Origin of the sequence: Bradyrhizobium guangdongense (assembly GCF_004114975.1) — a bacterium.
Classification (GTDB): Bacteria; Pseudomonadota; Alphaproteobacteria; order Rhizobiales; family Xanthobacteraceae; genus Bradyrhizobium; species Bradyrhizobium guangdongense.
On record NZ_CP030051.1, the window covers coordinates 2588166 to 2614648 of the forward strand.

At 59.3% G+C, this 26483-nt stretch carries 20 protein-coding genes and 2 pseudogenes; 11 read left to right on the top strand and 11 right to left on the bottom strand.

Going from position 1 to position 26483, the window contains the following annotated elements; translation table 11 throughout:
• Positions 1–1300: 1300 nt before the first annotated feature.
• Together X265_RS12415 and cysK are read right to left on the bottom strand one after the other, a co-directional pair.
• Positions 1301–2989: a methyl-accepting chemotaxis protein gene (locus X265_RS12415; protein WP_128965077.1), complete on the bottom strand. Its 1689-nt coding sequence runs from the start codon at positions 2987–2989 to the stop codon at positions 1301–1303.
• Positions 2990–3773: 784 nt separating this feature from the next.
• Positions 3774–4823, bottom strand: coding sequence for a cysteine synthase A (gene cysK, locus X265_RS12425; protein ID WP_128965079.1), 1050 nt, complete (start codon positions 4821–4823; stop codon positions 3774–3776).
• A 196-nt stretch (positions 4824–5019) separates the two neighbouring features.
• On the opposite strand from cysK, the gene X265_RS12430 reads away from it, so the two are divergent.
• On the top strand, positions 5020–6801 hold the full coding sequence (locus tag X265_RS12430; RefSeq protein WP_244659482.1) for an adenylate/guanylate cyclase domain-containing protein: 1782 nt from the start codon (positions 5020–5022) through the stop codon (positions 6799–6801).
• Between the two features lie 665 nt (positions 6802–7466).
• Here X265_RS12430 and X265_RS12435 read toward each other — a convergent pair.
• A complete protein-coding gene (locus X265_RS12435) occupies positions 7467–7802 on the bottom strand; it encodes a PilZ domain-containing protein (RefSeq protein WP_128965081.1) in 336 nt (111 codons plus the stop codon).
• A gap of 1032 nt (positions 7803–8834) precedes the next feature.
• On the opposite strand from X265_RS12435, the gene X265_RS12440 reads away from it, so the two are divergent.
• Entirely contained in the window at positions 8835–9437 is a 603-nt protein-coding gene (locus tag X265_RS12440) for a PAS domain-containing protein (RefSeq protein ID WP_128965082.1), read from the top strand.
• 225 nt (positions 9438–9662) lie between these two features.
• Positions 9663–9788, top strand: a complete 126-nt coding sequence (locus tag X265_RS41955) for a hypothetical protein (protein ID WP_283815010.1) — start codon at positions 9663–9665, stop codon at positions 9786–9788.
• Here the strand turns inward: X265_RS41955 and X265_RS41960 are convergent.
• A complete protein-coding gene (locus X265_RS41960; protein WP_283815011.1) occupies positions 9785–9919 on the bottom strand; it encodes a hypothetical protein in 135 nt (44 codons plus the stop codon). The genes X265_RS41955 and X265_RS41960 overlap by 4 nt on opposite strands.
• A gap of 350 nt (positions 9920–10269) precedes the next feature.
• Here X265_RS41960 and X265_RS12445 point away from each other — a divergent pair, with 350 nt between their 5' ends.
• The gene (locus X265_RS12445; RefSeq protein WP_128969233.1) at positions 10270–10545 is read left to right on the top strand and encodes a PilZ domain-containing protein; all 276 of its coding nucleotides are present in this window, start codon (positions 10270–10272) and stop codon (positions 10543–10545) included.
• Here the strand turns inward: X265_RS12445 and X265_RS12450 are convergent.
• The 4 genes and pseudogenes from X265_RS12450 to X265_RS12460 all read right to left on the bottom strand — a co-directional run bounded on the left by X265_RS12450 (position 10542) and on the right by X265_RS12460 (position 12759).
• A complete protein-coding gene (locus tag X265_RS12450) occupies positions 10542–10772 on the bottom strand; it encodes a hypothetical protein (protein ID WP_128965083.1) in 231 nt (76 codons plus the stop codon). The two genes, X265_RS12445 and X265_RS12450, sit on opposite strands and share 4 nt — an antisense overlap.
• 399 nt (positions 10773–11171) lie before the next feature.
• Positions 11172–11276: pseudogene (locus tag X265_RS42250) on the bottom strand (choice-of-anchor K domain-containing PEP-CTERM protein); the annotation flags it as partial.
• A gap of 390 nt (positions 11277–11666) precedes the next feature.
• Entirely contained in the window at positions 11667–11795 is a 129-nt protein-coding gene (locus X265_RS42255) for an ATP-dependent DNA ligase (RefSeq protein WP_373291750.1), read from the bottom strand.
• Between the two features lie 601 nt (positions 11796–12396).
• Positions 12397–12759: a hypothetical protein gene (locus X265_RS12460; protein ID WP_128965084.1), complete on the bottom strand. Its 363-nt coding sequence runs from the start codon at positions 12757–12759 to the stop codon at positions 12397–12399.
• Positions 12760–13059: 300 nt separating this feature from the next.
• Between X265_RS12460 and X265_RS12465 the strand changes: the two genes are divergently transcribed.
• From X265_RS12465 to istB, 3 genes and pseudogenes are all read left to right on the top strand, one after another.
• The gene (locus X265_RS12465) at positions 13060–13248 is read left to right on the top strand and encodes a hypothetical protein (RefSeq protein WP_128965085.1); all 189 of its coding nucleotides are present in this window, start codon (positions 13060–13062) and stop codon (positions 13246–13248) included.
• Between the two features lie 186 nt (positions 13249–13434).
• Positions 13435–14925: pseudogene (istA, locus tag X265_RS12470) on the top strand (IS21 family transposase); the annotation flags it as partial.
• An 8-nt stretch (positions 14926–14933) separates the two neighbouring features.
• Complete coding sequence (gene istB, locus X265_RS12475) at positions 14934–15797, top strand: IS21-like element helper ATPase IstB (RefSeq protein WP_128963210.1); 864 nt, start codon at positions 14934–14936, stop codon at positions 15795–15797.
• A gap of 108 nt (positions 15798–15905) precedes the next feature.
• Here the strand turns inward: istB and X265_RS12480 are convergent, their stop codons facing one another.
• A complete protein-coding gene (locus X265_RS12480; protein WP_128965086.1) occupies positions 15906–16820 on the bottom strand; it encodes a class I SAM-dependent methyltransferase in 915 nt (304 codons plus the stop codon).
• A gap of 848 nt (positions 16821–17668) precedes the next feature.
• On the opposite strand from X265_RS12480, the gene X265_RS12485 reads away from it, so the two are divergent.
• From X265_RS12485 to X265_RS12495, 3 genes are all read left to right on the top strand, one after another.
• The gene (locus X265_RS12485) at positions 17669–21265 is read left to right on the top strand and encodes a GAF domain-containing protein (protein ID WP_128965087.1); all 3597 of its coding nucleotides are present in this window, start codon (positions 17669–17671) and stop codon (positions 21263–21265) included.
• Positions 21266–21277: 12 nt separating this feature from the next.
• Positions 21278–21667: a response regulator gene (locus X265_RS12490; protein WP_128965088.1), complete on the top strand. Its 390-nt coding sequence runs from the start codon at positions 21278–21280 to the stop codon at positions 21665–21667.
• A gap of 750 nt (positions 21668–22417) precedes the next feature.
• Entirely contained in the window at positions 22418–23467 is a 1050-nt protein-coding gene (locus X265_RS12495; protein ID WP_128965089.1) for an HD-GYP domain-containing protein, read from the top strand.
• Positions 23468–23618: 151 nt separating this feature from the next.
• On the opposite strand, the gene X265_RS12505 is transcribed toward X265_RS12495, so the two are convergent.
• Together X265_RS12505 and X265_RS12510 are read right to left on the bottom strand one after the other, a co-directional pair.
• The gene (locus tag X265_RS12505) at positions 23619–24515 is read right to left on the bottom strand and encodes an MBL fold metallo-hydrolase (protein ID WP_128965090.1); all 897 of its coding nucleotides are present in this window, start codon (positions 24513–24515) and stop codon (positions 23619–23621) included.
• Positions 24516–24517: 2 nt separating this feature from the next.
• Complete coding sequence (locus X265_RS12510) at positions 24518–25504, bottom strand: Bug family tripartite tricarboxylate transporter substrate binding protein (protein WP_244659510.1); 987 nt, start codon at positions 25502–25504, stop codon at positions 24518–24520.
• 152 nt (positions 25505–25656) lie between these two features.
• Here X265_RS12510 and X265_RS12515 point away from each other — a divergent pair, with 152 nt between their 5' ends.
• Positions 25657–26463 (top strand): helix-turn-helix domain-containing protein, encoded by an 807-nt coding sequence (locus X265_RS12515; protein WP_128965092.1) that lies wholly within the window; start codon positions 25657–25659, stop codon positions 26461–26463.
• Positions 26464–26483: the final 20 nt, after the last annotated feature.

Genomic DNA, 26483 nt, shown 5'->3' on the forward strand with positions numbered 1-26483 from the left:
GTAAAGAGCTAAAGCATGCCATCTACCGGCTTCCCAGCCCTGCCCGGAAATTTCCCAGGTGTTGCGTAGCCGCTGGCCCGGTGCGGCTCTGCTATGCCACCGCCTGATCAAACCGACCGACCACCGGCCTGTGAGAAGTGCACCCGGGGAATGGTGCCGCTGGGAGAATTGCGGGCAATCGCAAGTCGACCGGCGGTACATGTCTACAAATGCCTTGCCTGCCAGCGGATCGTTTCGGCGCCTGTGAGGGAATAAGGCGACCCGTGCGAAGACAACGCCGCCCGCTTAAACAATCGATGGACGGCCTGATCCAGTCCCGGGCGGCGATGACAAATTACGGCGAACCCTCCCTGCGGCCGCTGCTAAAAGTCCACGAAGAACTTGATAGTGGCTGATGAAGTTAGAAGCTAAATCCAGGGACGATGTCCCGAGCTAGCTTGAGCGCCGCGTCGGTATAGCGCCCGTAGGAATAGGCTCTGTGGAGTTGGGACAAGATCGTCAGTCCGATTAGCGCTATTGCAATGCCCTTAAGCATGGTCCTGAACCGGCTTGAATGAGGGTGCTCAAATTCAAAACGGCGATGGGGAGCTAGCCGGGCCCGGTATTCCCATTCCAAGTGCCATAACCAGCGGCAATCGGCACGCGCTCATCTTACGCGTACAGAAACTAAGGAACCATTTCCGCACCACCGTTGCCGCTGGAGCGGGGGGCTCCTCTCGAGCTCGGCGGCTACGCAGCTCAAACAATAAGCGCCATTGACTGGCGTGGTACTGCAAAGTTAGCCATTCGGCCGCGCCTCAGAGTAGCATGCTGCTACCACGAAGTTCGCAGCCGCTCACCCACTCACCGAGCCAGAGACCGCCGCCCGCAAGCTCCTCGAGATCGCCAGCGGAATTGAACCGCTACAGGACGGCCGCATCTTCATCGAGCTGGTCAAAGTGCCCTTCCTCCGGCGCCAGCGGCGAGGAGTTCAGGGCCGGAATGGCACGCGGTGAGGGGGGCTAGATCTGCATGAGTCCGGAACCTATGTCCGGCTCAAGGCCGGCGGCGCCGGCGCCCATTTGAATGCGGAATTCGCGAAGGGCGCGGGCGCTAGCTTCTGAAGGCCAAGCGGTCACATTAGGATCATTGCGAGCATTTTACGAGGGTAGCCCATTGCTCTGACCTCGACCGGGCCAAACCGTCGCGATCTCTGCTTTGATGCTAGAAGCCCCCTCCCGGACATATCCCAGTTTGACCCGCAGCCGAACTCCCTTCGAACGCAGCACGTGAGTGCCAGGGCCCGGCGGTGCTGGCTTGCTCAGGCCGCTCTTATCGTCGTCGCAAACCGCTTGACAGCTTGGGCCAGCCGTTCGGTTTCGTTGCTTAGCGCCTCCGAGGCTCCGTGCACTTTGTCCGCAGCTTCGCCAGTTTCGACGGCGCCACGGCTCACGCGACCGACGTTATTCACGACCTCGTCGCTGCCGTCCGCTGCCTGCTGAACGTTGCGGGCGATTTCTTGCGTCGCCGCACCTTGTTCCTCCACCGCGGCCGCGATGGTCGCAGAAATCTCCGAGATGCGGTTGATAGTGCCGCTGATCTCCCTGATCGCCTCGACCGAGTCTTCGGTGACGGCCTGCATTTGGGTGATCTGGCTGCCGATCTCGTCCGTGGCTTTTGCGGTTTGTGCTGACAGTGCTTTGACCTCGGACGCCACGACGGCGAAACCGCGGCCGGCATCACCCGCGCGTGCCGCCTCGATGGTGGCATTCAGGGCTAGCAGGTTGGTCTGCTCGGCCACCGCGGTGATCATCTTTACAACCTCGCCGATACGACCCGCGGCCCCAGAGAGCGCTGTCACAAGTTCGTTGGTGCGCTGCGCCTGTCCGACGGCGGCGCTCGCGATGCGGTTGGCCTCCTCGACATGACGGCCAATCTCGCAGATCGAAGCCGCCATCTCCTCTGAAGCCGCCGCAGCGGATCCCACGCTCCTCGACGATCGCTCGGAGGCAACGGCAACGCCCTCTGACAGCGTTCGTGTCGAGCGGGCGGATTCGGTGAGGGTGGCGGCGGCTGACTCGATGTCGGCTGAGACCGAAGAGACGGCTTTCACGACGCCCCCAATCGTGGCCTCGAACTCGTCTGCCACCCTCGCGAACTGGGCCTTACGCTCCTCTTCGGCGCGAGCGCGCTGAGAAGCCTCATCGACCTCCATGTCGCGAACGCGCCGCGCGTTGTCCTTGAACACCTGCACGGCGCGCGCCATAGCGCCGATCTCGTCGTGGCGCGAGGCTGAGGGGATCGATACGTCGAGATCGCCGCCGGCAAGCTTCTCCATCGCAGAAGTCATTGCGCCGATCGGGCGCACAACGCCGCGCACCAGAACCAGAAGACCGGCGCAGATGGCGAACGCTACCAGGGCCGACACGATCCACATCACAATCGAAAGGGTGCTGACCGTTGACGCCGCGCTGGCCTCGGTGGCTGTGTTTGCATCGGTCGTCTTCTTGACGATGTTGTCGATGATGGCTCGGTGCGCCTTGTAGGACGAGGCCGCCGCCTCATAGGCTTTCAACGCACTATCGGCTTTGCCCATCGCAAGCGACGGCAACAGGCCTTGCTCGACTGCGTTCCAGAATTTCTTCACCTCAGCATCGGACTTGTCGACCAGCAAGGATTTGAGTGCCGGATCCAGTTCGGACTCCAACCAGAATTCGCGGCGCTCGTCGTAGTCCTTGCGCAGTTGGCTAAGCCGCTCACGGCGCTCCGCAAGCGACGCCGGATCCCGGATGGCCAGAGTAGCCTCGAGGTAGGCTTCGATGACGTACTCCGGGGGCGGAAGGATGTCGGCCACCAAGTCGTTGCCGAGCTTGATCGTATCATAGAGCGGACCGCCAACCTTGATGTGCTGAACGGCGTAGTTGCTAGTGCCAATGACGGCGGCGAGCCCCAGAACAAGAATGATTCCGAAAACGACTATCCCGCGCGAAATGGTCATGCGAAGCGACATGGTGCACCCCAAATGATAGGCCGGCAGGGTGAAATATATTCGCTCCCCGTTAACCGGCCATTTCGCAGGCTATCGGAATTGTGCAATCCGGGCCCTTAAGGGGAAGTCTCAAGCCAAAAGCGTTGGCGCGGCCCTGCTGCAACGCGAATTAATTTCCTCCTGATCGTTTGAGTCGGCAGACGAGTCGGTGCGCCTTGGAAGCCTCTCAGGACCGGCTCAACTGGACTCGGCGGAGAAGTGATCGCCGCAACTTCCGCTTCCCACCCATAGCGAGCGGACATGAGGAATGTCGCGTTATGAGTCTTCTGAGACGAGGCGCCTCGGCAGAGGCCCACTTTGCGAAGGACTAAACCGCTTCGACTTTTTCGAGAAAATCACCGATGTATTTCAGGTAAACCTTTCGTGCGACCGCATCCGACGGGTCGGCGATGACGGTTTGAGGTGGCGGAGCCCCGACGTGTTTCCTTGGCTTTCAAGGCCGAAAGCGAGGAGGTCCGCTGCTTCGGAGTTTCGCTGCTGATGCGCATGACTGCATCATGGTTTGGGTCTTTGGACCCACCGAATACAAGGTTGTGGCGGGACATGGCGTGCTCCTTGTCTTTGGCGCCCCTTGCCAGCTTCGCTTGCTGGCAGGGCGGGAGCACGGCCGGACCATCCCATTTGGGGACATTCCCGCTGCGGTGTTTCGGAAGAAGCACCACGGGAGTAGCCGTGGCAATCCAGATTGCCTCGCCAGGCCTCCGATAAGAGCCACGGTATTCGCTGCCTGACCAAGTCAGAAGGATCAGGGATTGAGTTGTCCACTGGGAGTAGAACGTGAAATTTCCAGCTCTTCCTCGTTCATGTCTGCAGAGACATCTGCAAACAGAGGCGTGCTGAGATAGCGCTCGCCTGTGTCGGGAAGCATGCAGAGAATATTGGCTCCCTTCTCAGCCTCGGCGGCAATCTTCAGCGCGCCAGCAAAGGTCGCGCCGGAGGTGATGCCAACAAAGATGCCTTCTTTCGTCGCGAGATCCTTGCTGCAGCGAAGAGCGTCGGGGCCCGAAATCGACAAGATCCGATCGATCGTTTTCGTCGCAACGACGTCATCGGTAAGTTTTGGAATAAAATCCGGCGTCCAGCCCTGCATTGGATGCGGCTTGAATGTCGGATGCGGTGCTGCCGGAGTGCCATCTGAATTCCGCGATTGAGAGATGCCACTGGCCAGCAGCTGGGCGTCCTGGGGCTCGCAGACGATAATCTTGGTTTCGGGACGCTCCTTGGCAAGCACCCGTGCGACTCCCTTTAATGTTCCGCCAGTCCCATAGCCCGTCACCCAGTAGTCCAACCGATCCCCTGCGAAGTCATCCAGTATTTCGCGCGCGGTCGTCTGCGAGTGCATATCGGGATTGGCCTCGTTTTCGAATTGCCGCGTCATGAACCAGCCATGTGCCTTAGCAAGCTCGATGGTCTTGTTGATCATTCCAACTGCTCGCTCGGCGGCAGGCGTAACGATAACTTTCGCGCCCAAGAACCGCATGAGCTTGCGTCGCTCGACGCTAAACGGCTCGGCCATGGTGATCACAAGCGGGTATCCCTTGGCGGCGCAAACCATGGCGAGGCCGATTCCCGTATTCCCGCTTGTCGCCTCTATGACCGTCTGTCCGGGCTTGAGTTCTCCCGATCTTTCCGCAGCCTCGATGACGCCAAGGGCCAACCGGTCCTTCACTGAACCGAGTGGATTGAAGGCTTCGACTTTCACAAAAAGGTTCACGCCCTCAGGCGCGAGACGATTGATCCGCACGACCGGCGTGTTGCCCACCGTCTCGAGAATGTTTTGATATTTCCGCCCCATGCTCACCTCAATTCGAGAATTCTGAAGCAAAGAAGATCTCGAGAGCCTCGAACGCTCCCCAAATAGTCCCAAATAACAATCAAAGTGAATGCTCCGCAGGGCTCGTCAACCTGCGGGAGAATTTAAACATAGTAGCTGGCGTGAAGGCCGTCGTCCATGCTTTGATGCAGCGATATGTTTGACGCTGGGGACCACTTTGCCCAAAGAGCCCGTACAGCGACGACTTGCGGCGGTGCTGGCAGCGGATGTCGCTGGTTATAGCCGGCTGATGGGCCGCGATGAGGAGCGCACCCTCGCGCAGCTGAAGACATTACGAAAAACCCTCGTCGATCCCACCATCGGTGCGTACCGGGGGCGCATCGTCAAGACCACCGGCGACGGCATGCTGGTCGAGTTTGCCAGCGTAGTCGACGCTGCAAGATGTGCAGTGGAGATCCAGCGTGGCATGGCCGTGCAAAATGCCGAAGTTCCGAAGGATGTCCGGATCGAATTCCGCATCGGAATTCATGTCGGGGACATCATTATTGATGACAACGATATCTTCGGTGACGGCGTCAATATCGCAGCGCGCCTCGAGGGAATTGCAGAGCCCGGCGGCGTCTGCATCTCTGATGATGCGCACAGGCAAATCAAAGGAAAGACCGACATCGTCTTCGATGATATCGGCGAGCAGACTTTAAAGAACATAACCGAGCTGATGCGCGCCTGGCACATCCGGCTTGCTGGTGAAGTGGGTCCTACAATCCGCCAGAACGCGCCTTCAATACGCAATCAAAATCTGCCGATCCCCGACAAGCCGTCCATTGTCGTTTTGCCCTTCGAAAACATGTCGGCCGAACCGGGCCAGGACTACCTCGCCGATGGAATCGTCGAAGCGATTACGGCGGCGCTTTCGTGCATTCGTTCGTTTTTCGTCATCGCGCGCAGTTCGGCCTTCACCTACAAGGGCCGCGCGACAGATGCGAGGTGTATCGGCAAGGAATTGGGCGTCGCGTATTTGCTCGAGGGTAGTGTGCAGAAAGCCGGAAATCGGCTCCGCATTATTGTGCAGCTCATCGAGACGGAGGGGGGCGCTCATGTCTGGAGTTCGCGCTTTGATGGCGCAGTCGACCAGTTTTTTGATCTCGAGGACCGAATTACGGAACAAGTTGCAGGTGCCTTGCAGCCTTCGATCCGCATCGCTGAGATCGAGCGGTCGCGACGGAAGCGGCCACAGGATCTCGGCAGCTATGACTACACGATGCGGGCTATGCCTCACGTCTGGGCACTTGAGAAGGACGAAAGTGCGACGGCCCTGGACCTTCTGGAAAGGGCTCTCGCAATTGATCCTCAATACCCCCTGGCCTTATCGCTCGCTGGTTGGTGCCACGCCCAGCGATCGGTCTACAATTGGGCGGAGGATGTCGCCGCGAGCCAGGCACTGGCGCGGTCCCTTGCCGAGCGCGCGGCAGAAATGAGCGGAGCCGATCCCATCATCTTGGCGGTCCTCGGCGCAGTACACACCTTCGTCCGCAATTATGGTACCGCACGTATGCTGCTCGAGCGTGCCGTCGCGCTTGATCCCAATGCCGCGTGGGCCTGGAGCAGGCTCGGATGGCTCGAAAACTATGCCGATCAACCGGAAAAGGCCATCGCCAATTTCGAACGGGCCCTGCGCCTGAGCCCCATCGACCCCATGAATTTCAACAACTACGTAGGTATCGGCTCGGCGCATGAAATCGCGCAAGAATATGATGAGGCTGCCGCGTACTACCGACGCGCCCTCGAGGAGCGGCCAAACGCCAGTTGGATCTATCGCAATCTAGCAGCAGTTCTGTCGGGAGCCGGCCGGGTCGAAGAGGCGAAGGAGGTCTTTGCCAAGTTAATGCATCACTACCCGGATTTGACGATCTCGAAGTTCAAACAAGCCATGGTGTTTTCTCCTGCGGTCCTCAATCGCATGGGAGAGAATCTCAGGAAGCTCGGCTTGCCCGAGTGATCAGACCGGTGGTTTATCAGGCAGAGCCGTGACGGCGTCCAAACCGCGAGCCTGCGCGGGACCGACTTCCAGTAGAACCCAGCTTAGCACAAAGACTAGTCCGAGCCCGATCACGCAGAAGCTGGCAAGTACGATGATCCAGGGCCAGAGAGGATGGTGCAGCCTGTCTTCGTGTGAGGCGGACATTGTCTGGCTCACCGCTTATCGGATGTACGCCGCAGTGCTTGCCGGCTTAAGTTAACGGTGAGCACCGCGAACATGACCAGCCACGCGCATGCGGTCAGGAGAGCTGAAGCGATGGCACGCATCCCAACCTCCCATGGGAGAGGCCGCTGCGTGTTGGGTGGGTCGACAGCGGCTCCGTGTATGGCCGCTGCTTGTGGGAAGCACCATTGGGGACTACGCGGCCACGGTTACTATAGGCCACTCAATCGGCGCGCCAACTTAAGACCAGTATTAAGCTTGATGCCCGTCCTCAGGGTTAATTCTGGAACGCGCTAACAAAAAGACCGCCAGAAGGCGATCTCTCTGATCCGCTGAAGCAGCGGGGATTAAGCTACGCGGACGTCGACGTTCTTCCGGCGATAGGCCATGAAGCAAACACCGAAGAAGCCGATAACCATCATCAGTTGCTCGGCTGGTGCGCGATATCTCAGGTTGATTGGTTAGGGCAGAACCGTCTCTGCGGAGGCGAAAGCGATCCCGATCCGCTTGCTCGAGCGCCACACAGCTCGACATTCCCGTCGCAAATCCGCAGTCGGAATGCTCAAAGTGAACTCGTGCGGAATTCCGATCTGGCTTGGCACCTCAAGGTGCGCCCCCGCATCTGAGAGATCGCGGACGACGCAGCTGAAGGCGCCCGCCGGCGACTCGATGATAGCGGCCCTGAAGACGCGCCGCCGGCGTATCCTGCGCTTTTCCATGATCGCGAGAATACGAGCGAGAGATGAGAAATTGTTGAAACGTGTCGCGGAAAGTCTCGCTCGAATTCTCGCACGCATCTAAGAAAGCGTTAATCACAAGGCTCCGCCGTCTATCAGGCGAGAATTGTCTAGGGCGCGCCGAACCCGCGGAAAGCGCGACGGGCAGCGGCTCATTGCGTCGCCGACATTGAAGCGCGCTGATGGCAAAAGGCCCGCAGGTCATACTGACGGCCTAAATCTCCCGGCGCTCTAAATCCGCAATTGGATTGGCAACCGGAGCATGGGACTGGAACACCAGCGGTCCCATGTTCGGTCTTAGGATGCAATCGTTCGAATGACGCCAATTTCGGAACGGTGTGTTAAGCTGAGAGAAAGCCCAGGCGACGCCGCAAGCGTGCTGGGTCTGGCAGCCGGCCGGTTAGGAAACGCAAAGGCCGCAGCAGTGAACTGCCGCGGCCCGCGCCTTGTCAAAAATTCCGGGTGAAAAACGATCTGAGTGAAATATGCAGCCAGCCCCGGTAAGCAGCAGCCTACAGCAGCTCTGCCGCGGTGCAATGTGATCCATTTCACAATTGGTAGCGCATTTAGCGCGGTGCCAGCGTGGACCGCGCCATCCTTCGAGAGCACCTAGACCAATCGCGACATCGTGCTGCGATGGGTGAACATCACTTTGCCCCGCAGGAGCGGCTAATTGCGGAATTGGACCGGGATGGTCACGACACCACGGGCGCCGTGAGCGTACTTGCCAGCTTGACGCGCACGCAAGAACTGCATGAGCTGGATATTGAGCGCCTGCTACGTGACCTCGCAGAGTAAGGCCGGCCGCCTCAGTTGGCGCGAGGCATCCCGTAGTTCTCGGGGAGAGACGGTTAAAACCGTATTTGCTTCTCAGTCCGTGTATTTATAAGCGGAACACGTATTCGTAAGGGACTAAGCTGAACAGGCGCGGAGCGATTGCGATGGAGAGACGGCCCCGGTTCGCAGGGGTCTAACGCCTGAACTCGATCGGATGCCGGTCGCTCAGGGGGACGTTGGGCGTGCCATCGTGCGTTAATGGCCCTTTAGTGAGATGCGAGCTAGCGTAATCGATAGCATTCAGGTCCATCGCCCATGGATTTCCAGAGCCAAACACCAGCCGTCGTTACCGCGATCCGCCAGCGCGATCTTCTAATTACATGGTGTCGGCTCTACGCGCGGACGAAAAGGCTGCCAAATCTTTCCGAATATGAGCCGGGCCGTCTAAAAGAGGAGGCCGAGGATCTGGTTTATTACTCCGTCGATGCGACGGCTTGGCCTCCCGTTCTTACGATCGAAAGCGAAGGCACGCGAATGGCTACCGCTTATGGCCAAACCGGAAAAGGGCGCCGGCTAGACGAATATGTCGGACCCCGGCTGGCAGCCTCGGTCATGCCGGTTTATCATTTATGCGTTGCACGGCGATGCCCGGTGTACACCGTTTCTCATTTAGAAGACGCTGACGGCCGCAAGGTAGCGTATGAGCGACTGCTCCTGCCTTTTGGAGCTGACGATGAGATTACTGAGCTGGTCGCCTCTCTTAAGACCATCAGTCCTGATGGCCGATTTGATCTTCGAAACCTGATGACACGCACTGACTTGGTAGCGGCACCGGCTGTGCGCGCCGTTATCGACCGGGGGCTCGTCGGCGGACCCGTGCTGTCAGCAGGTTGGGCTGACGATCTTGAATTTGGGTGAACCCCAAGCTCACCGTCGATCGGACGATGGGGCGACAATGTTAGTTCCGCCAGCAGGCTGCTCCTAAACTCCTCTAGCAGGTGTCGCTTGATCCGGACGAAATCGCCCGGCCGAACCCCATTCCACCTTCCGCCAAGGTTGAGCCAATTCGCGTGCAGTACGATTAAGAGCTTGACTCGCTCGTGGGCCTCCGCAGAAATGCCACGTCGACTGGAAGGAAATCAGATGAGCACCGAAATCGTCACCACCTGCATCAACTGCGTCCCACCCGGAAGCCTTTGGGCAACGCTCTTTGTGGTGGCGATCGGAGCACTGGCGGCGATACAGTACGAGCGCCAGCAGGCTCGCTAATAGCGGAGCAGCGCCAGCATAACCCAGCTGAGCACGAAGATTGCGCCCAGCCCAAGCGCGCCAAAGCCGGTGATCAAGACGATCCAGGGCCAGAGCGGGTGTCGTTCGGGCCCTGATGTCGTGAGGCTCATCGGTCTTGATCCATAATCCAAGGCCCTTTCCGATGCGCCAGAGTACGGCAGTACAGGTGCACGAATAAAGCTAAGCCAGCGAAAACGAGAGGCACGAACCAAAGCATCTGAGCACTTACGTCAGGACAAAGCCGCCGCGCCGAATATGCTGGCGACGGCTTTGCTACGGTTGGGCCGGTCTTAGGGAAATCGCCGGCGCGTTCACCCTAGCTCTCGGCGCGCATGTCGCAACTGAAGTCGCGTGTTAAGCTTGATGCCTAGGAGGTCCGGACAACAATCTGAGCAAGGATGGTTAGAAGTTTAGGTGTTCCGAGCACAGATCCTTCATTTTGACCGTGCAGCTTTCCCTTATGCGAGAGCGGGCGGCCATACGGGAGCGAGTGCTAAAGCCAGGCACTATTGAGTTTGGCGTGAATGCGGTGGCGTGCATGGTCCGTAATTTTTCCGAGCAGGGTGCCGCGCTCGACGTAAGTAGCTCGTTCGGCTTGCCTGATTACTTCACTCTCGTTCTGACCCTGGAAGGCCGCCGATTTTCAGCCCGCGTCATCTGGCGGCAAGATATGCGTATCGGCGTGGCGCTGGAATCCAGCAGTTACGAAGCTACAAGGGCGAAAAGGTCCTGTTAGAATTCATTCTCCGGCAGCGTCCCGGCTGGTGGTTTCAACTCCTCGATACCGGCTTCGATGATGGCGAGATCATCTTGGACAGCTTGAACGGAGCTGGCCGGGTCGATGCCAGAGACCGCCTCCAGTCGCGAAAGTAACTTCCGACGGTGCGCGAGTAGTTCGGCGAGGGCGCGCCGGTCTTTTGTCTTTACGTACCCCGCGACAATCTGCTCCATCACGTTTGACATTTCCTCATCCCCCGATCAACGCCTGGTCTTCGAAGGGTGGGAGGCCACGGCCTCGCTGCGACGCTCTTTCGCTTCGGTGCTTAGGCGGGCAACCGTGGTGATTATCGCCGCAATTAGTACAATCCAAAAGCACACACCGAAGATAAATAAAAGAAGCTTTCGCATATGCTCGCACCGGTGACGAACGAAGCCGACGCGCCGAGTATGTTGGCGCGCCTGCTTCGCCACGGGGATTCCGGACGGGGCAATTGTCCGGTGTAAGCAGCGTAGCGTTCTTGGCAGCGTCGGCAATCTCAGTCACGAATTAAGATTGATGCCCGCGCTGCGGGTTAATTCTGGAACCCGCTAACTAAAAGACCGCCCGAAGGCGGTCTCTCTAAGCGCAGACAAGGCTGAAGATCAGGCGATACTCATGGCGAGGTTCTTCCGCCGATACGCCATAAAGCCGAGGCCGCAGAAGCCTAGGATCATCATCGCCCATTTAGCGAGCTCGGGCACGGCTGAGTTTTTTAAAAACGCGAAATTGTCCATTCCATAGGGGTGAAAGCCACTTGCGCTCGCTGTCCACGTGAGCTTGTGATCACAGGAGCACTAAGAGCGAACGTTGTCCAAGCATTGATGTTGCCGAGAACGGCGGACGTAGTCCCGACTACAACGTTAACGTCGTAGGCCGTCGACGTAATACTCTCACCCTCGGACGATCCGTTTGAGCGAGAGAAGTCCAAGCTTACAAGTGTCTCGGACGAGGTGAATGTGGCTGTATCAGCGTAGGTGCCGGCGCTGCCATTGTGCCCCACAAAGTGCGCCCCGTTCGTGTCCGTCGACGCCGAGCACGACGGCCTCACCGTCGATGTTGAACTGCTGCTCGCGATTGCGCAGCGCGGACTGGGCAATCTACGGAAAGCGGTCGGTGCAGTTATGGCCATTCCTGGTTATGAGCCGCACGGAGCGGCCGTTGCGCTCGACGCGCAGGCGATAACCATCGTACTTGATCTCGTGGAACCAGTCGGGGCCGTCAGGCACGGCCTCGGCAGCGGTTGGCAGGCAGAACTCGAAGACGCGGGACGCGAGAACGCGATAGTCACGGGGCCGCGAATATGCGAATCTCGGGCGGTGTTTTGACGTCGGAATTCTTCAGTGAGGTACCGATGACAATTGCATTGCCATACCTTGGAATTGCGGTCTGCTTCTCACTTGCGGTCTGGTTGGTGAGCTTGGTGCTATAAGGCTTGCTTCGACCCTGATGCGCGAGGTCCGATATTTCTTCGCAAACCCGGAATCGGGGTGGTGCGTGATGGCTGCTATCGCGAGCCATTGGGCTGCGTCAGCGAAGGTCGGCACCCGCGTCTCAGCAACGAACCCATTCAGGTCGTGTCCCAATAGCACCCTGAAGCCGGCATACCAGAAGGTAGCGATCGTGTAATTGATCTCGCTGTTGTAGAGATCTTGGAGAAGGCGAACAGTGGGATCCTGTGGCGCTCTGCAAACTCTGCCGGCACCGGTTTTTAGTGCTGCGTCGGCTCTTCCTCGACGTCCTGCCCGTGCAGGTGATCAATAACCTGGCCTAGATCGCACATCGATCAGCTCGCCGCATGTCGGACATTCGGTTTTCCCTCGCCAGCCATCAAGCCACGCCGCGCAGGGGAAGCGCGAGCTGCACGTCAAAGCTCCGTGTGGCGTTGGTGTTGATGAAGTCCTGCAGCGCCGGCGGGATCTCCGCACCAGTGTGCGCGGCGCGTTCCGCCAGGGCGTCGGCAATGTCGCTGGTTGCGTCGCGCGACCAGCCTTCGACCGGATTGAAGCATACGATCCGCAAGGGGTAAGCGTATTGGCCGGAGATGATATGCCGCAGGATGGTCTCTCGATCAGTGTCGGCTTCGTCGGTCTCGCGCCAGGCGCAGCCGGCACGCGCGCCGAAATCCTCAAGCACCAGATAGATGTCACGGTCGAGGCGATCGGCCGGCACGATCGAGGGCGAGGAACGCATACGCACACTCCGGTACTGTCTGCGGAGAGACGGCCCCGGCTCGCAGGGGGCTTGGGGGGGTATGGGCCGGGGCCGCTCCGCCAGCTCGGCGGCGAGCCAGCGAGACTCAGAAGCCGATATGGGGCCCTTTGTTCCCTCGATGCCCTAACATCAGTTTCAGGGTTGAGAATTGAGGCCTAATCGTCCTGTGTGACACTCATCACGGCGGCGAAAGTCGGCCCGTCGTACTCCTGAGATCAACAGAGAGATCGTTCTCTCAGCCGCGGAATAGTCCGCCGATCTAATTAACAGGAGCAAACCATGCTGAATAGGCACGCCAAGAACTCGGAAAACCGTATGTTGACCGACAGTGAGCTCGACAGTGTCGCTGGCGGCGACATGGCGCTCAATCTGGCGGTGAAAGCATACGAGGCCCTAGGTCAGCGCCTGATGGACGCGATTCATCAGCCGGTAATGTCGCAGTGGACAATCAGTCTTCACATGCGATGATTTGAGCCGAATCTGGAGAGACGGCCCCGGCTCCCAAGGTGGTAAGGCCGGGGCCGCTCCGCAGCCCAGCGGTGTCGTTCGGCCTGCAATATTGACCCCCTAAGCCGGGGGATCGGCGTCCAAAATTGACCCCCTACAGATTGGTCTGTTGCGTTGCCTGCTTTGGAACGAAGCAGGTGGTGGGGGATGCTGATCGTGGAGACGATTGCCCGGATCCGGCGCGAGCACTTCATCAAGGGCAAGACGATCAAGGAGATCGCCCGTGACCTGAAGGTATCGCGGAACACGGTTCGGAAGGTGCTGAGGTCGGGAGAGACCTCCTTCGAGTACGAGCGGCAGGTGCAGCCGCGGCCAAAGCTGGGACGATGGGCAGCAGAGCTTGATGGATTGCTGGCGGCGAACGCGGCTAAATCGGCTCGCGAACAGCTGACGTTGATCCGGATCTTCGAAGAGCTGCGCGGCCGCGGCTATGACGGCGGTTACGATGCGGTGCGGCGTTACGCCAGGCGGTGGAGCAAAGAACGCGGGCAATCGACCGCGGCCGCTTATGTCCCGCTGAGCTTTGCCCCAGGCGAAGCCTACCAGTTCGACTGGAGCCACGAGGTGGTCTTGCTGAGCGGCACCACGGTGATGGTGAAGGCCGCCCATGTCCGGCTCTGTCACAGCCGCATGCTGTTCGTGCGGGCCTATCCGCGGGAGACGCAGGAGATGGTGTTCGACGCCCACGACCGGGCGTTCGCCCTGTTCAAAGGCACCTGCACCCGCGGCATCTATGACAACATGAAGACCGCCGTGGAGACGATCTTCGTCGGTAAAGGGCGTCTCTACAATCGCCGCTTCCTGCAGATGTGCAGTCACTATCTGGTCGATCCGGTCGCCTGCACGCCAGCGTCGGGCTGGGAGAAGGGGCAGGTCGAGAACCAGGTCGGGCTGGTGCGAGAACGCTTCTTCACGCCGCGGCTGCGGTTCAAAAACCTCGACGAGTTAAACGCCTGGCTGCTCGACAAATGCATCGCCTACGCCAAGGCTCATCGCCATCCGGAGCTGGTCGATCAGACGATCTGGGACGTGTTCGAAGCCGAACGCCCCAATCTCGTTCCCTATGCCGGCCGCTTCGACGGCTTCCATGCGGTGACGGCATCGGTCTCGAAGACCTGCCTGGTGCGCTTCGACAACAACAAGTACTCGGTCGCAGCCAGCGCAGTCGGACGCCCCGTCGAGGTTCAAGCCTATGCCGATCGCATCGTGATCCGTCAGGATGGACGCATCGTTGCCGAGCACCCGCGATCCTTTGGCCGCGGCGATACCGTCTACGACCCCTGGCATTATGTGCCGGTGCTCGCCCGCAAACCCGGCGCCTTGCGTAATGGTGCTCCCTTCAAAGACTGGGTGCTGCCGGCCGCGATCGAGCGGATCCGGCGCAAGCTTGCCAGCACCGACGATGGCAATCGGCAGATGGTCGACATCCTCAACGCGGTGCTGACTGACGGTCTGCCCGCGGTGGAAGCGGCCTGTGCCGAAGCGCTCAGTCACAGCGTCCATTCCGCCGATGTCGTGCTCAATATCCTGGCCCGTCAACGCGAACCCGCCCCACCGGCCAACATCATGACGCCGGCCGCACTGACGCTCCGTCATGCACCGATCGCCGATTGTGCTCGCTACGACAACCTCCGGAGGACCATCTGATGGAACGAACCCAAATCTTCGACCTCATGGGCGAACTCAAGCTCTACGGCATGAAGGCTGCCTTCGACGAGATCATGGCGACTGCCGTCAAGCGCCAGCACGAACCTCAGCGCATTGTCGGCGACCTGCTCAACGCCGAGATCAACGAGAAGCAAGCCAGGTCGATCAAATACCAGCTCACCATTGCCAAGCTGCCGCTCGCCAAGGACATCGCCGACTTCCAGTTCGACGGCACGCCGATCAATCAGACTCTCGTCAATGATGTCGCTGGCGGCGGCTTCATCGCCCAACAACGCAACGTCGTGCTGGTTGGCGGCACTGGCACAGGCAAAACCCACCTGGCCATCGCCATCGCCAGAAGCTGCATCCGATCCGGTGCCCGCGGCCGCTTCTTCAACGTAGTCGACCTCGTCAATCGCCTCGAGACCGAGACCCGCAACGGACGGCAAGGACGGCTCGCCGAGCATCTGACCCGGATGGACTTCATCGTGCTGGATGAACTCGGCTATTTGCCCTTCGCGCAGTCCGGTGGCCAGCTTCTCTTCCACCTCGTCAGCCGGCTCTATGAGCGCGCCTCCGTCATCGTGACCACCAATCTCGCCTTCGGCGAATGGCCGAGCGTGTTCGGCGACGCCAAAATGACCACCGCGCTGCTCGACCGATTGACCCATCACTGCGACATCGTCGAGACCGGCAACGATAGCTGGCGGTTCAAGAGTCGAGACGACGATCACGCCACCCGCGCTCGTCTCGCCTCCGCTATCCCGGCCAGCTCCGACGAGACGAGCGCTACCAGCAAAACCCGCCGCACGAAGGGGTCAAAATTGGACGCCGATGAGGGGTCAAATTTGCAGGCCGATTGACAACAGGTCTTCGGGCAAAAGCGCACGTATCCCCCCGGACTGGTTTGCGGTCCTTGATCACCCGAAGCGGCTATCTGCAGCGCGCTTAACAGCGCTCGGCGATGGCTGTCACTTTCCCACGCGCGCTAGGGCTATGTGCAAGGTCGCGGGCGGGTGCCCGAGCGTGGTGTTTGCTCCCCGGTAGCGTTCCCACATTGCCTTGCCGTCGAGATCTTCAACCAGATTGAGACCAACACGGGCGAGATCGTCGACGATTTCATCGGGATAGAATCCCGAAATCCAGGGCTCGCCGATTTGCGCGACGACCTTGGCATTTTCGTTGTGCGGTGATCGCGATGTGTTCGGGGCGAACTCAGCTTGGTCTACATAGGTGAATACAAGTTCGCTCCCCCGAGCACCGCAAGCTGCCACCGAACGCAAGGTCGCCAGATTGGCCTGGCGTGTCAGGTACACCGAAACGCCCAGCCACGAAAAGAATGCTTTCTCATCTGGCCGAAAGTGAGAGCGATTTAAGACAGATACCAAGTCCTCGTTGGCGAGGTCGGCAGCGACGAAATGCACGGACGGTGGAAGCGACATTCCGCATTCCTTGATGCGTTGGATCTTCATCGTCTGGGTCGCCGGATGGTCAATTTCAAAGATCGTCAGGGCGTCGGAAAAAGCAGGGCGGCGAAGCACGAAACTGTCCAGCCCAGCTCCGATCAGGACATATTGTTTGATGCCTCTCATTGCCGCCTCGCGCAGCGCATCCTCTGCATAACGAGAGCGAATCACCACTCCGGGCAGGGCGGTATTTGTCAGCAGGAACTCGTCCAAAACAGAAGCCGGTGTCCGCAGGGCGCGGCCACGCGTGTCCTCATCCATGCGGGCCAATATTCGCGCGGTCATCCTCTCGCGCTCGGCTTCGGAAACGAGTCGATCGCCCCAGGGGTCATTGAAAAGAGGAAAGGGGTCGAACCGCGAATGTAACGCTCTCATCAGCGATGTCACCAGTGCGGTGCGGCTGGGCAATGACTCCATCATTCAGTCCTTCTCCGGACGAATTGTCTCGCTGCACAACAGGGTGCGCCACCGACGAGGCTTCGAAGGTAATGCAACTTGGTGCGCACCATAGCCCGGAAATGGCTCCCGGAGCCGGCTGTATTCACGCCATTGGCGAAGGCTTGGCGCGCCGCTGGGCTGCCGAAATCATAATACTTGCAAGGGGCGCTGCTTGTCTGACTACGAAGTTCCGATGCGGGCACTGAGAAATCGGCTTGCTAGGGCAGACCGGAAGTCGCCAACGCTTGGCCCGACCCACCCATTAACCCATACGAGAGTCACAACTCAGCAGTTGCGCTAGGGGGTTTGGGTGTCCTGACGAGCGATTTTGAAGCCCCATGCGCTTGCTCCATAAAGAGCTGAACAACCGGGCTGACAGCCCGGTTCTTCAGACGGACGACTGCAATCGGCATAGGTGGGGATACGCAGCTCCACCGGAAGCACCTTGAGGGAGCGCTGCTGGGTAGCAAACCATAGCGCTGACTCGTGCAGCATGGTCAAAAAGCGTCCGGTCGCCACGCCGCTATCGCCATTTTCGCCAATGGCGCGCCAGGCTAGCTATAGTCACGGAGATGACAAACCCATAGAATTCGGCCCACACGCTGCGGGGATGCTGTCGCCAATCTGGGACGGTGCTGGTAGCTTCAAACACGGAGGTCTCACAGGCGCGAATTTGCGCCAGCAAGGAATAGGCTGTCCCGGCCGCCATCTGAAAGGTTCTCGGACGATTTGTCCCAAATCCCGCATCGATATTGCTGGCCGACCGGGGTTGACGGTGGAATAATCGTGAGGTTTTGGCCCGGCAGGCTCCGGGCGACATGGATTTATCGATGTCCGCGCTGTCCGAGGACTCCGAGCTTGCGCGCAGGATTGCCGAGCTCGAACAGAAGCTGAAGTCGAGCGTCGCCGAGACCGAGCGCCTGCAGCGCGAGCTGGCACAATCGCGCGAGCGACAGGCTGCCAGTTCGGAGGTTCTGGCGACCATTGCAGGTACCTCCGGTGATGCCGACAGCGCGCTGCAACAGATCGCGGAGACTACCGCGCGGCTGTTCGGTGCCTCTAGCGTCTCGATTCAGCTCGCTGAGAATGGCGAATGGGGAAAAGCCTATCGCTACGGCGCGAGCGCCCAACGCATACGCGAGGCCGTACCGTTGACCGCCATAAAGGTAGGCGGCCGCAACATGCCTGGCGCGGTGGTCGGACGAAACCAGCAAATTCATGCGCCGGATCTGGACAAACTGGATCCCGATTTGGCTGAGTTTCCTGGCCTGCCGCACGCCCGAGCCGCAGGCACACGCACAATGTGCGGCACGCCGCTGCGCAGTCAGGGCAGCGCGATCGGATCCTTGATCGTCCATCGCGACCGACTCGAGCCGTTCTCCGATGACGAGCTCGTGCTGCTGCAAAGCTTTGCCGACCAGGCGGCGATCGCGCTCGAAAATGCGCACCTATTCAACGAGACAAAGGAAGCGCTGGAGCGGCAGACCGCCACCGCCGACATCCTCAAGGTGATCGCCGCCTCGCCGTCCGACGTGCAGCCGGTTTTCGATGCCATCGCGAGCAGCGCCAAGCGCCTGATCGGCGGCTTTTCGACGGCGGTCTTTCGCTTCGTCGACGACGTCGCGCACCTTGCGGCCTTCACGCCAACCAGCCCGGCTGCTGATGAGGTGCTGAAGGCCGGATTTCCGAGCCCTGTCGCCCGATTCGAGCCCTTCAAGCTCGCTCAAGGCGGCAAGCCGGTCCAAATCGCCGACATCGAGGCACTTCCCGACTCGCAGATCAAGCAGATCGCGCGAGCGCGTGGCTTCCGCAGCATGCTGTTCACACCCTTGATGAGCAACAGCATGCCGATCGGCTTGATCAGCGTGACGAGAGTCGAAGCCGGCTCCTTCGTGGATCACCACGTGCAATTGCTGCAGACTTTCGCTGACCAAGCCGTGATTGCGATCGAGAACGCGCGTCTGTTCGAGCAGCTTCGAGCCAGGACGCGTGAGTTGAGTGAGGCCTTGCAGCATCAGACCGCCACCGCCGACGTCCTCAAGGTGATCAGCCGCTCGGCGTTCGATCTGCAGACGGTGCTGGATGCCCTGCTCTCGTCGGCCTGCCGCCTGTGCGACGCCGACATCGGAACGATCCGTTATGAGGACGAGGGGAGTTACCGGCTTGCGGCCACCTATGGCTGCAAACCCGAATGGATCGAGCACTTCCAGACTTACACGACAAGAGCAGAGCGCAGCTCGATTTTTGGCCGAACTATTCTTGAAGGTCGTCCCGTTCGGATTCCGGATGTTCTCGCTGATGCCGATTTTGGTCGTCCGCGGGCACAAAAACTGATGGGCTTTCGGGCCGCGCTCGGCGTCCCGCTCGTTCGGGAGGGGCACGCCTTCGGTGTCATCAACCTGTTCCGCTTTGCCGTCGGTTCGTTCGAGGACAAGCAGATCGAACTGGTAGCAACCTTCGCCGACCAAGCGGTAATCGCGATCGAGAACGTCAGATTGTTCGAACAAGTGCAGGCGAAGACGCGTGATCTCACCGAGGCACTGCAACAGCAGACGGCGACCGCGGACGTGCTCAAAGTCATCAGTCGTTCGGCGTTCGATCTGCAAGCCGTACTCGATACCCTGACCGAATCGGCCGCGCAGCTATGTAACGCCGATATGGCTGCGATGACACGGCAAGACGAGACGGACGGCTTCCAACACGTAACCAACTACAATTTTTCGGTCGATTGGGTGAAGATTGCAGCTGGCTTTCGGCTCCGCCCCGGACGCGGGAGCCTTGTCGGAAGGGTGCTGTTGGCGCGCAAGGCGGTGCAGATTGCTGATGTCTTGGCCGATCCAGACTATTCTTATCCGGAAATGCAGCAAGCAGCCGGATATCGCACGCTGCTCGGAGTTCCGCTTCTCCGCTCTGGGGAGCCGATCGGAGTGCTCTTTTTGGCTCGCAAGGTAGTTGAGCCGTTTACCGACAAGCAGGTTGAACTCGTCTCCACCTTCGCCGACCAAGCCGTTATTGCCATCGAAAACGTCCGCTTGTTTGAAGAGGTACAGTCGAAGACGCGCGACCTCTCCGAGGCACTGATGTATCAGACTGGAAGTGCCAACATCCTGAAAGTGATTGCCTCCTCGCCGACGGACGTCGAGCCAGTCTTGCGTACGATCGTCGAGAGCGCTTGCGACCTCTGTCAAGCCTATGATGCCGTTCTTGTCCTAAAGGAGGGATGCGATCTGGTCGTTCGCGCGCACCACGGGCCGATCGGAATGGGCACACAGACGTGGACCGACGACCGCACCTCCGTGTCGGGGTTCGCGATTGCGGAGAGGGTGCCGATCCACATGCACGATGTCCTCTCCGAGGAAGGTAAGAACTTTCCTGTTGCGCAGGCAATGTCGCGACAGGATGGTTGCCGCACGCTTCTTGCCGTGCCGATGATGAGCGAGGGCGAGAGCATCGGCGCGATCGTACTTCGGCGTGCCGAGGTGCAGCCCTTCAGCGACAATCAGATCACACTCTTGCAGACCTTCGCCGATCAGGCGGTGATCGCGCTCGGCAACGTCCGCTTGTTCGAAGAGGTTCAAGCGCGCACCCGCGAGCTCGCCAAATCCCTCGATGAATTGCGGGCCGCCCAGGACCGCCTAGTTCAGACCGAGAAGCTTGCATCACTGGGCCAGCTCACTGCTGGCATCGCGCACGAGATCAAGAATCCGCTCAATTTCGTTAACAACTTCTCTGCGCTCTCTGCCGAATTGATCGACGAGCTCGACGAGCTGCTTGGAAACGTCGCACTCGACGACAAGATCCGAGCTGAGGTCGATGAGCTTGTGAACATGCTGAAAGGTAATTTTGAGAAGGTCGTCCAGCACGGCAACCGCGCCGATTCCATCGTCAAGAACATGCTGCTGCACTCGCGCGAGGGTTCGGGCGAACGTCGTCTGACCGACATCAACGCGATTGTCGACGAAAGCCTCAATCTCGCATATCACGGCGCACGCGCGGAAAAGCCTGGCTTCAACGTCACCCTCATGCGCGACCTCGATCCCAGCGCCGGGATGGCCGAGCTTTATCCGCAAGAGATCACGCGGGTACTTCTCAACTTGATCTCGAACGGCTTCTATGCGGCGCACAAGCGCAAAGAAGCCAGCGGCGATTCTTTTGAGCCGACTGTGAGCGCGACAACAAGAGCGCTGGCAAGTGAAGTCGAGATAAGGATCCGCGACAATGGCACCGGGATTCCGGCGGAGGTCCGAGAGAAGATTTTCAACCCCTTCTTCACCACCAAGCCCGCCGGCGAGGGAACAGGGCTCGGTCTCTCCATGAGCCACGACATAATTGTGAAACAACACGGCGGCAGGATCGACGTCGAAACCGAGCCGGAGGCATTTACCGAGTTCATCATTACGCTACCTCGGATCGGGGTAAGGCAATAGCGGAGGTAGGAGTTGAGCGTCTACATTCTCATCGTGGACGACGAGCCCGACTTGGAAACGTTGTTTCGACAGCATTTTCGGCGCGAGCTGCGCGCCGGCCGCTTTTCGATGGAGTTCGCGACTTCCGCGCCGGCTGCGCTGCAGCGCGCCTCCGACGTCTGTGATCCCTCGCTGGTCCTGATCCTGTCGGACATCAACATGCCCGGAATGAGTGGGCTGGAGATGTTGCCGGAGATACGCGCCAAGCGCCCTGAGGTCCCAGTGATCATGATCTCGGCATATGGCGATGCGGAAACCCGAAGGACGGCACTTGAGCGAGGCGCGGAGGGCCTGCTGACCAAGCCGATCGACTTCGGGCAGCTTCGCCAAGAGATCGACGCAAGGCTAGGACAAACAGCATGACCGCTACCGTCCTGTAAGTCGACGATGAGCCATATGTGAAGACGCTCGTCCTGCAGAGATTCCGTCGGCAGATTTGAGACGGACAGGTCAACTTCGTCTCTGTGTCGGTCAACGGCCAATTTATGTCACGATTTTCAATACGCGAGTGGCTCTGTGCAGGCCCACCAGACGTGAGGGGCTCGGCCTGTGAGCGAGTTCTTCCGTAACAGCGGATTTGTGACATCGCTGAAGCCGAAAACACGAGCGGCATCCGATTCTGGGTGCCAGCACGTTCTATTTCGCTGCACTCGTATGGCCCGCGCCATCGTCAACATTTCGGTTGGCGCTGCAAATATCAAGATTAGGCGCTGAATGGATGATTTCTGACTCGTTTCATCGTCTAATGACCGGTGAGATCGGTCATCGTCTATGTCGTGTTGCGCAATGAACGACGAATTGGCGTAGCGCGCGAGTAAAATGGACGCGGCGACCCATGACTGAATGGCTCAACGAATTACATTCTATACCGTGGGCCAAGCAAATCAGGCGCGCTCCCTTAGCGAGCATAGCGATTACCGGGGTGTAAAGAACGACTGCTCGGCGCTTGTTAAAAATTTAGCGCAACTATTTGCTTGAAAATTCCGCTTCAACGATAGGAGTGATCTCGCACCTGTTCTTAGTAAGCCGTGCCGAGCGCGCAACGAGCCTCCAGCCCACAAGCCCCAGTATCCAGCCATCGATCACTATTTGAGGACTCATTGGAAGCTGATCATGCGCGTCCACCTCATTGGCGACACCCCTGGCAAGCTCTCAAGATTGCGCGCGGGTCTTACCTCGGAATACACTCTTAGCTCCGAACTGTTAGGAGGGGTAGCTCTGCAAATTGCGGCCGTCGATGCCATAGTCGTCGATGCGGACATGCGCAACCTGGAAAGCATTTCCGCTCTCAAGGAACTGGCGGCAAAGCTAAGCCAGGTTCGCCGGCGCGTGTTCTTGGTCGAGCGAACCAGAAGGCTCTCCATAGCGCAGGCCTACGCGCTTGGAGCGACTCAGGTTCTTCCCAGCACATTCACGCCTGCGCAGCTGATGGCTGAGTTGGACCAGTCGAGGTCGTCGCCCACCGAGATCGGTGAAATCAGGATAGGCGTGCGGGGCGCGACCACGGCGGGAGCTGCGAGCATAGCATCGATGTTCCAGGCGGTGTTAAGAGGCGGAGCCGTCGACGTCGACGAAGCAAGAGATGCGGGCAAAAAGATCGCAAATAGTATTGCCGAGCATGGCTTGTCGAAGTGGCTCGAATCCGTTCGTCGCCATCATGAGGGGACTTATCAGCATTGTCTCCTGGTAACAGGCGTTGCCGTCGATTTCGGCTTGAGCCTGGGTTTGAATCAGATTGACATGGAAAGGTTATACACAGCCGCCATGTTTCACGACATCGGCAAGGCTGCTATCCCGCTTTCAATTCTCGACAAACCGGGGCGCCTCGACAGGGACGAACGCGCCCTGATCGAGACCCACCCGGTGGCGGGTTACGAAGCTCTCAAAGACAACACGGGTATCTCGCCAGAAGTACTCGACGCAGTGCGACACCATCATGAATATCTCGACGGCAGCGGGTATCCCGATGGGCTGTCCGGGCACAGCATCTCCGATATCGTTCGGTTGCTGACGATATGCGATATCTTTGCTGCGCTGATCGAACATCGGCCATACCGCTCCACCATGTCACGTGAGGACGCCTACGGTATCGTCAGCAGCATGGACGGCAAGCTGGAGAAGCCGCTGGTTGGTGCCTTCAGAGAGGTAGCTCTAACCAGGTAAGCAGCAGGAGAAAGAGAGAGACCCGGTAGCGCCGCACGTCCTCGAAGCTCGCCGTATCGGGCGAGCGCCCGAGGAACGCCGCGAAGTTCTTGATCCTTTGCACGTAGTCATGTTGGGTCTTCAGCGCCAACTTGCGGATCAGACGACCTTTTCAGACTTCCAATTTTAGTCTTCCGACAGAGACCGTCTCGCCTATCTCGAAGTTCGACAGATCTTCGCCGACGACGAGCGGCCCGGAATAGGTTTCGCGGGTCGCCGCAATTAGGTCATCTATACTAGGGGCGGGGACGGATTCACTCGCAAGCAGGACGAGATGGGTGAAGGCAGCCAGTTTTGGCTTTGTCTCAGTAAATACTCGCCCAGCCTCCTGCGGCGAAGTGTGATGATTGAGGATGCGCTGGATGACAACTTCATCCAAAAGTTCATGGCGCGCCATCGCTACCTCATGCACCAGAAGATCGGCGCCCGCGCCGTAGCGCACCACGTTGGCGTTGTAGCGAGTGTCGCCGGAGATCACGGCGACCCGGCTCTGGTACTCGATCCGGTAGCCATAAGCCGGCTTGATCGCCTTTCCATGGTCGACGGCGAAGGCAATAACCCTTAGATCGCCGGCCTCATAGACGATGCCGTCCCGGGTAAATTCCTTCACGGCGATAGCGGCGTGCTCGCGGACGAGCTTCTCATCCTCGATGCGAATATCGATGTCCTGCGCATAAGCTGCTTCGAGATGATGCATCAGCCGTGCGGTGCCGACCGGGCCGATCACGTTGAACGGCCGGCGACGGTTGGCGAAATACGAGCTCAGCCAGTCTGTCAGCCAGAGGTCGGGAATGCCCACGGTGTGGTCCGAATGAAAATGCGTAAGCAATAGCGCATCGACTTTGCCGATGGACACACCGAGCTGAAAGAGCCGCATCGTGGCGCCGCGACCCGCATCGATAAGGAGAGTGTGATCGCCCGCCTGGATAAGCGTGCTCGGCCCGAACCGATCTGGACGAGGGATCGGTACCCCCGTCCCGAGCAGCGTCACCCGGAAATCCGCGGTCATTGCTATTGGACCTTAATGCCGGCGTCGGAGACGACCTGGTGCCAGTGTGTGATCTGATCGTCGACCATCCGGCCAAATTGCTCGGGCGTGCCGCCTGCGGGTTCGGCGCCGATCTTTCCTAGTGCTTCCCGCACCGACGGCTTATGGAGAGCCTTGTTGATCGCTGCGTTGAGCTGCGCCACCGTTTCCTTCGGCGTGCCGTGCTTGACCGCGAACCCCGTCCAGTCCTCGACCACCAGCGATGGATAACCCGCTTCGACGATGGTTGGCACGTCAGGAAGGGCCGGCACGCGCTTCGGGCCTGTCACTGCCAGAGCCCGCAGCTTGCCGGACTTAATCAAGTCGACCACAGGCAAGATGGTGATAAACTGGAAGGCGTTGGTGCCGTTGAGCAGGTCGCCGATTGCCTGCGAAAACTGGGCGTAGGGAACGTGCTGGGCGCGCGTCCCGGTCTGCTGCTTGAATTGCTCGCCGATCAGATGCGCGGGCGTGCCGAAGCCCCCCGAGGAAAACGTCAGCTTGTCTGGCTGGCTTTTCAGCAAGGCCACCAGCTCGGCCACTGTTGTAGCCGGCACGGACGGATTCACCACCAGCACATTGTAGGATACGGTCGCCTTGATAACAGGGTCGAAATCCTTGTCGAGGTCAAACGCGATTTTGGGCAACAGGGACGGTGCCGCGACGGATGGCACCGACATCGCATAGATGCTGTTGCCGTCGGCCGGTTGATTCAAGACGTCGGTCGCAGCAATGGTCGTGACGCCGCCCGGGCGGTTCTCGACGATCACGCGCCAGCCTTCGGATTCAGCTAATTCCTTCGAAATGATGCGGCTTACGATGTCGGGCGGAGTACTGGCCGAGTTCGGCGCCACGAATCGAATAGTCCCAGAAGGAAAGGATTGTGCTGAAATCGGCAGGCCAGAAGCTATGAGAAGCGCCACGGCCGCGATTGGCAATGCAGTTCTTTGGCTAAACACGCGAGGCATCATGGAAGTCTCCATCGAGCGATGAACTCTCAAGCCGAGCCTGCAGGCACGATACTTTCGACCGCGCCGCCGTGAGCTGCCACAAGAATCGACGTGCGTTCCGCAATGTGGAACGATATGTTCCACATTGTGAAATCCTTAGCGGGAGAGCTTCGGTGGCAGGACCCAAGATCATCAAGAGCCTGGAGCGAGGGCTCCAGGTGTTGCAGGCACTGCAAATGCAGCCGGACTCCTCGCTGCAGGAGCTCTACGCTCTCACGAACATCTCGAAGCCAAGCCTGCTGCGTATCCTGCATACTTTAGGCCGATCCGGCCTTGTTACCCGCAGACTTGGCGACGGTCGTTATCGGATCGGCGCGACGCTTTCGCATGCGCCCTCACGCCGTGAACATCGCGACAAGATTGCGGAAGCCGCGGCGCCGATCCTTGAGCGTTTGTGCGAGCGCGTGTCCTGGCCGTCTGACTTGATGGTGCCCGCGGGCGATCACATGGAAATTCGCGAGACAACCCGCGCGCGCAGTCCGTTTCTGTTGCAGCAAGAAAGGATCGGATTGCCGGTTAATTGGCTATGGTCTGCGGTCGGAACAGCCTATCTTGCGTACTGTCCGGCGAAAGAACGCCAGCGCGTCATTGACTTGCTACGCAAATCGAATCGCCCCGAAGACCGGTTGGCACGCGAACCTGCGCGGCTGAGTGCCATTCTCGGCGAGGTCCGGGCGCGCGGTTACGGCATACGCAACTCTATGCACACCGGGGGCTACTATGGCGGACCGCCACACTCCGACGGTCTGTTTTCAATTTCTGTTCCTCTGCGGGACGGCTCCCGTGTGCTAGGAGCGATCAACATGCTCTGGCTCAAGAACGCATTCTCGATCGAAGCGTTCGCGGCCCGTCATCTGGGGGAACTTCAGAATGCAGCGGTGGAAATCGTAAGTTCAGTCCGAAGGCGAGGAAAGCGATGATGTCTGCTGTTGGCCCGTCG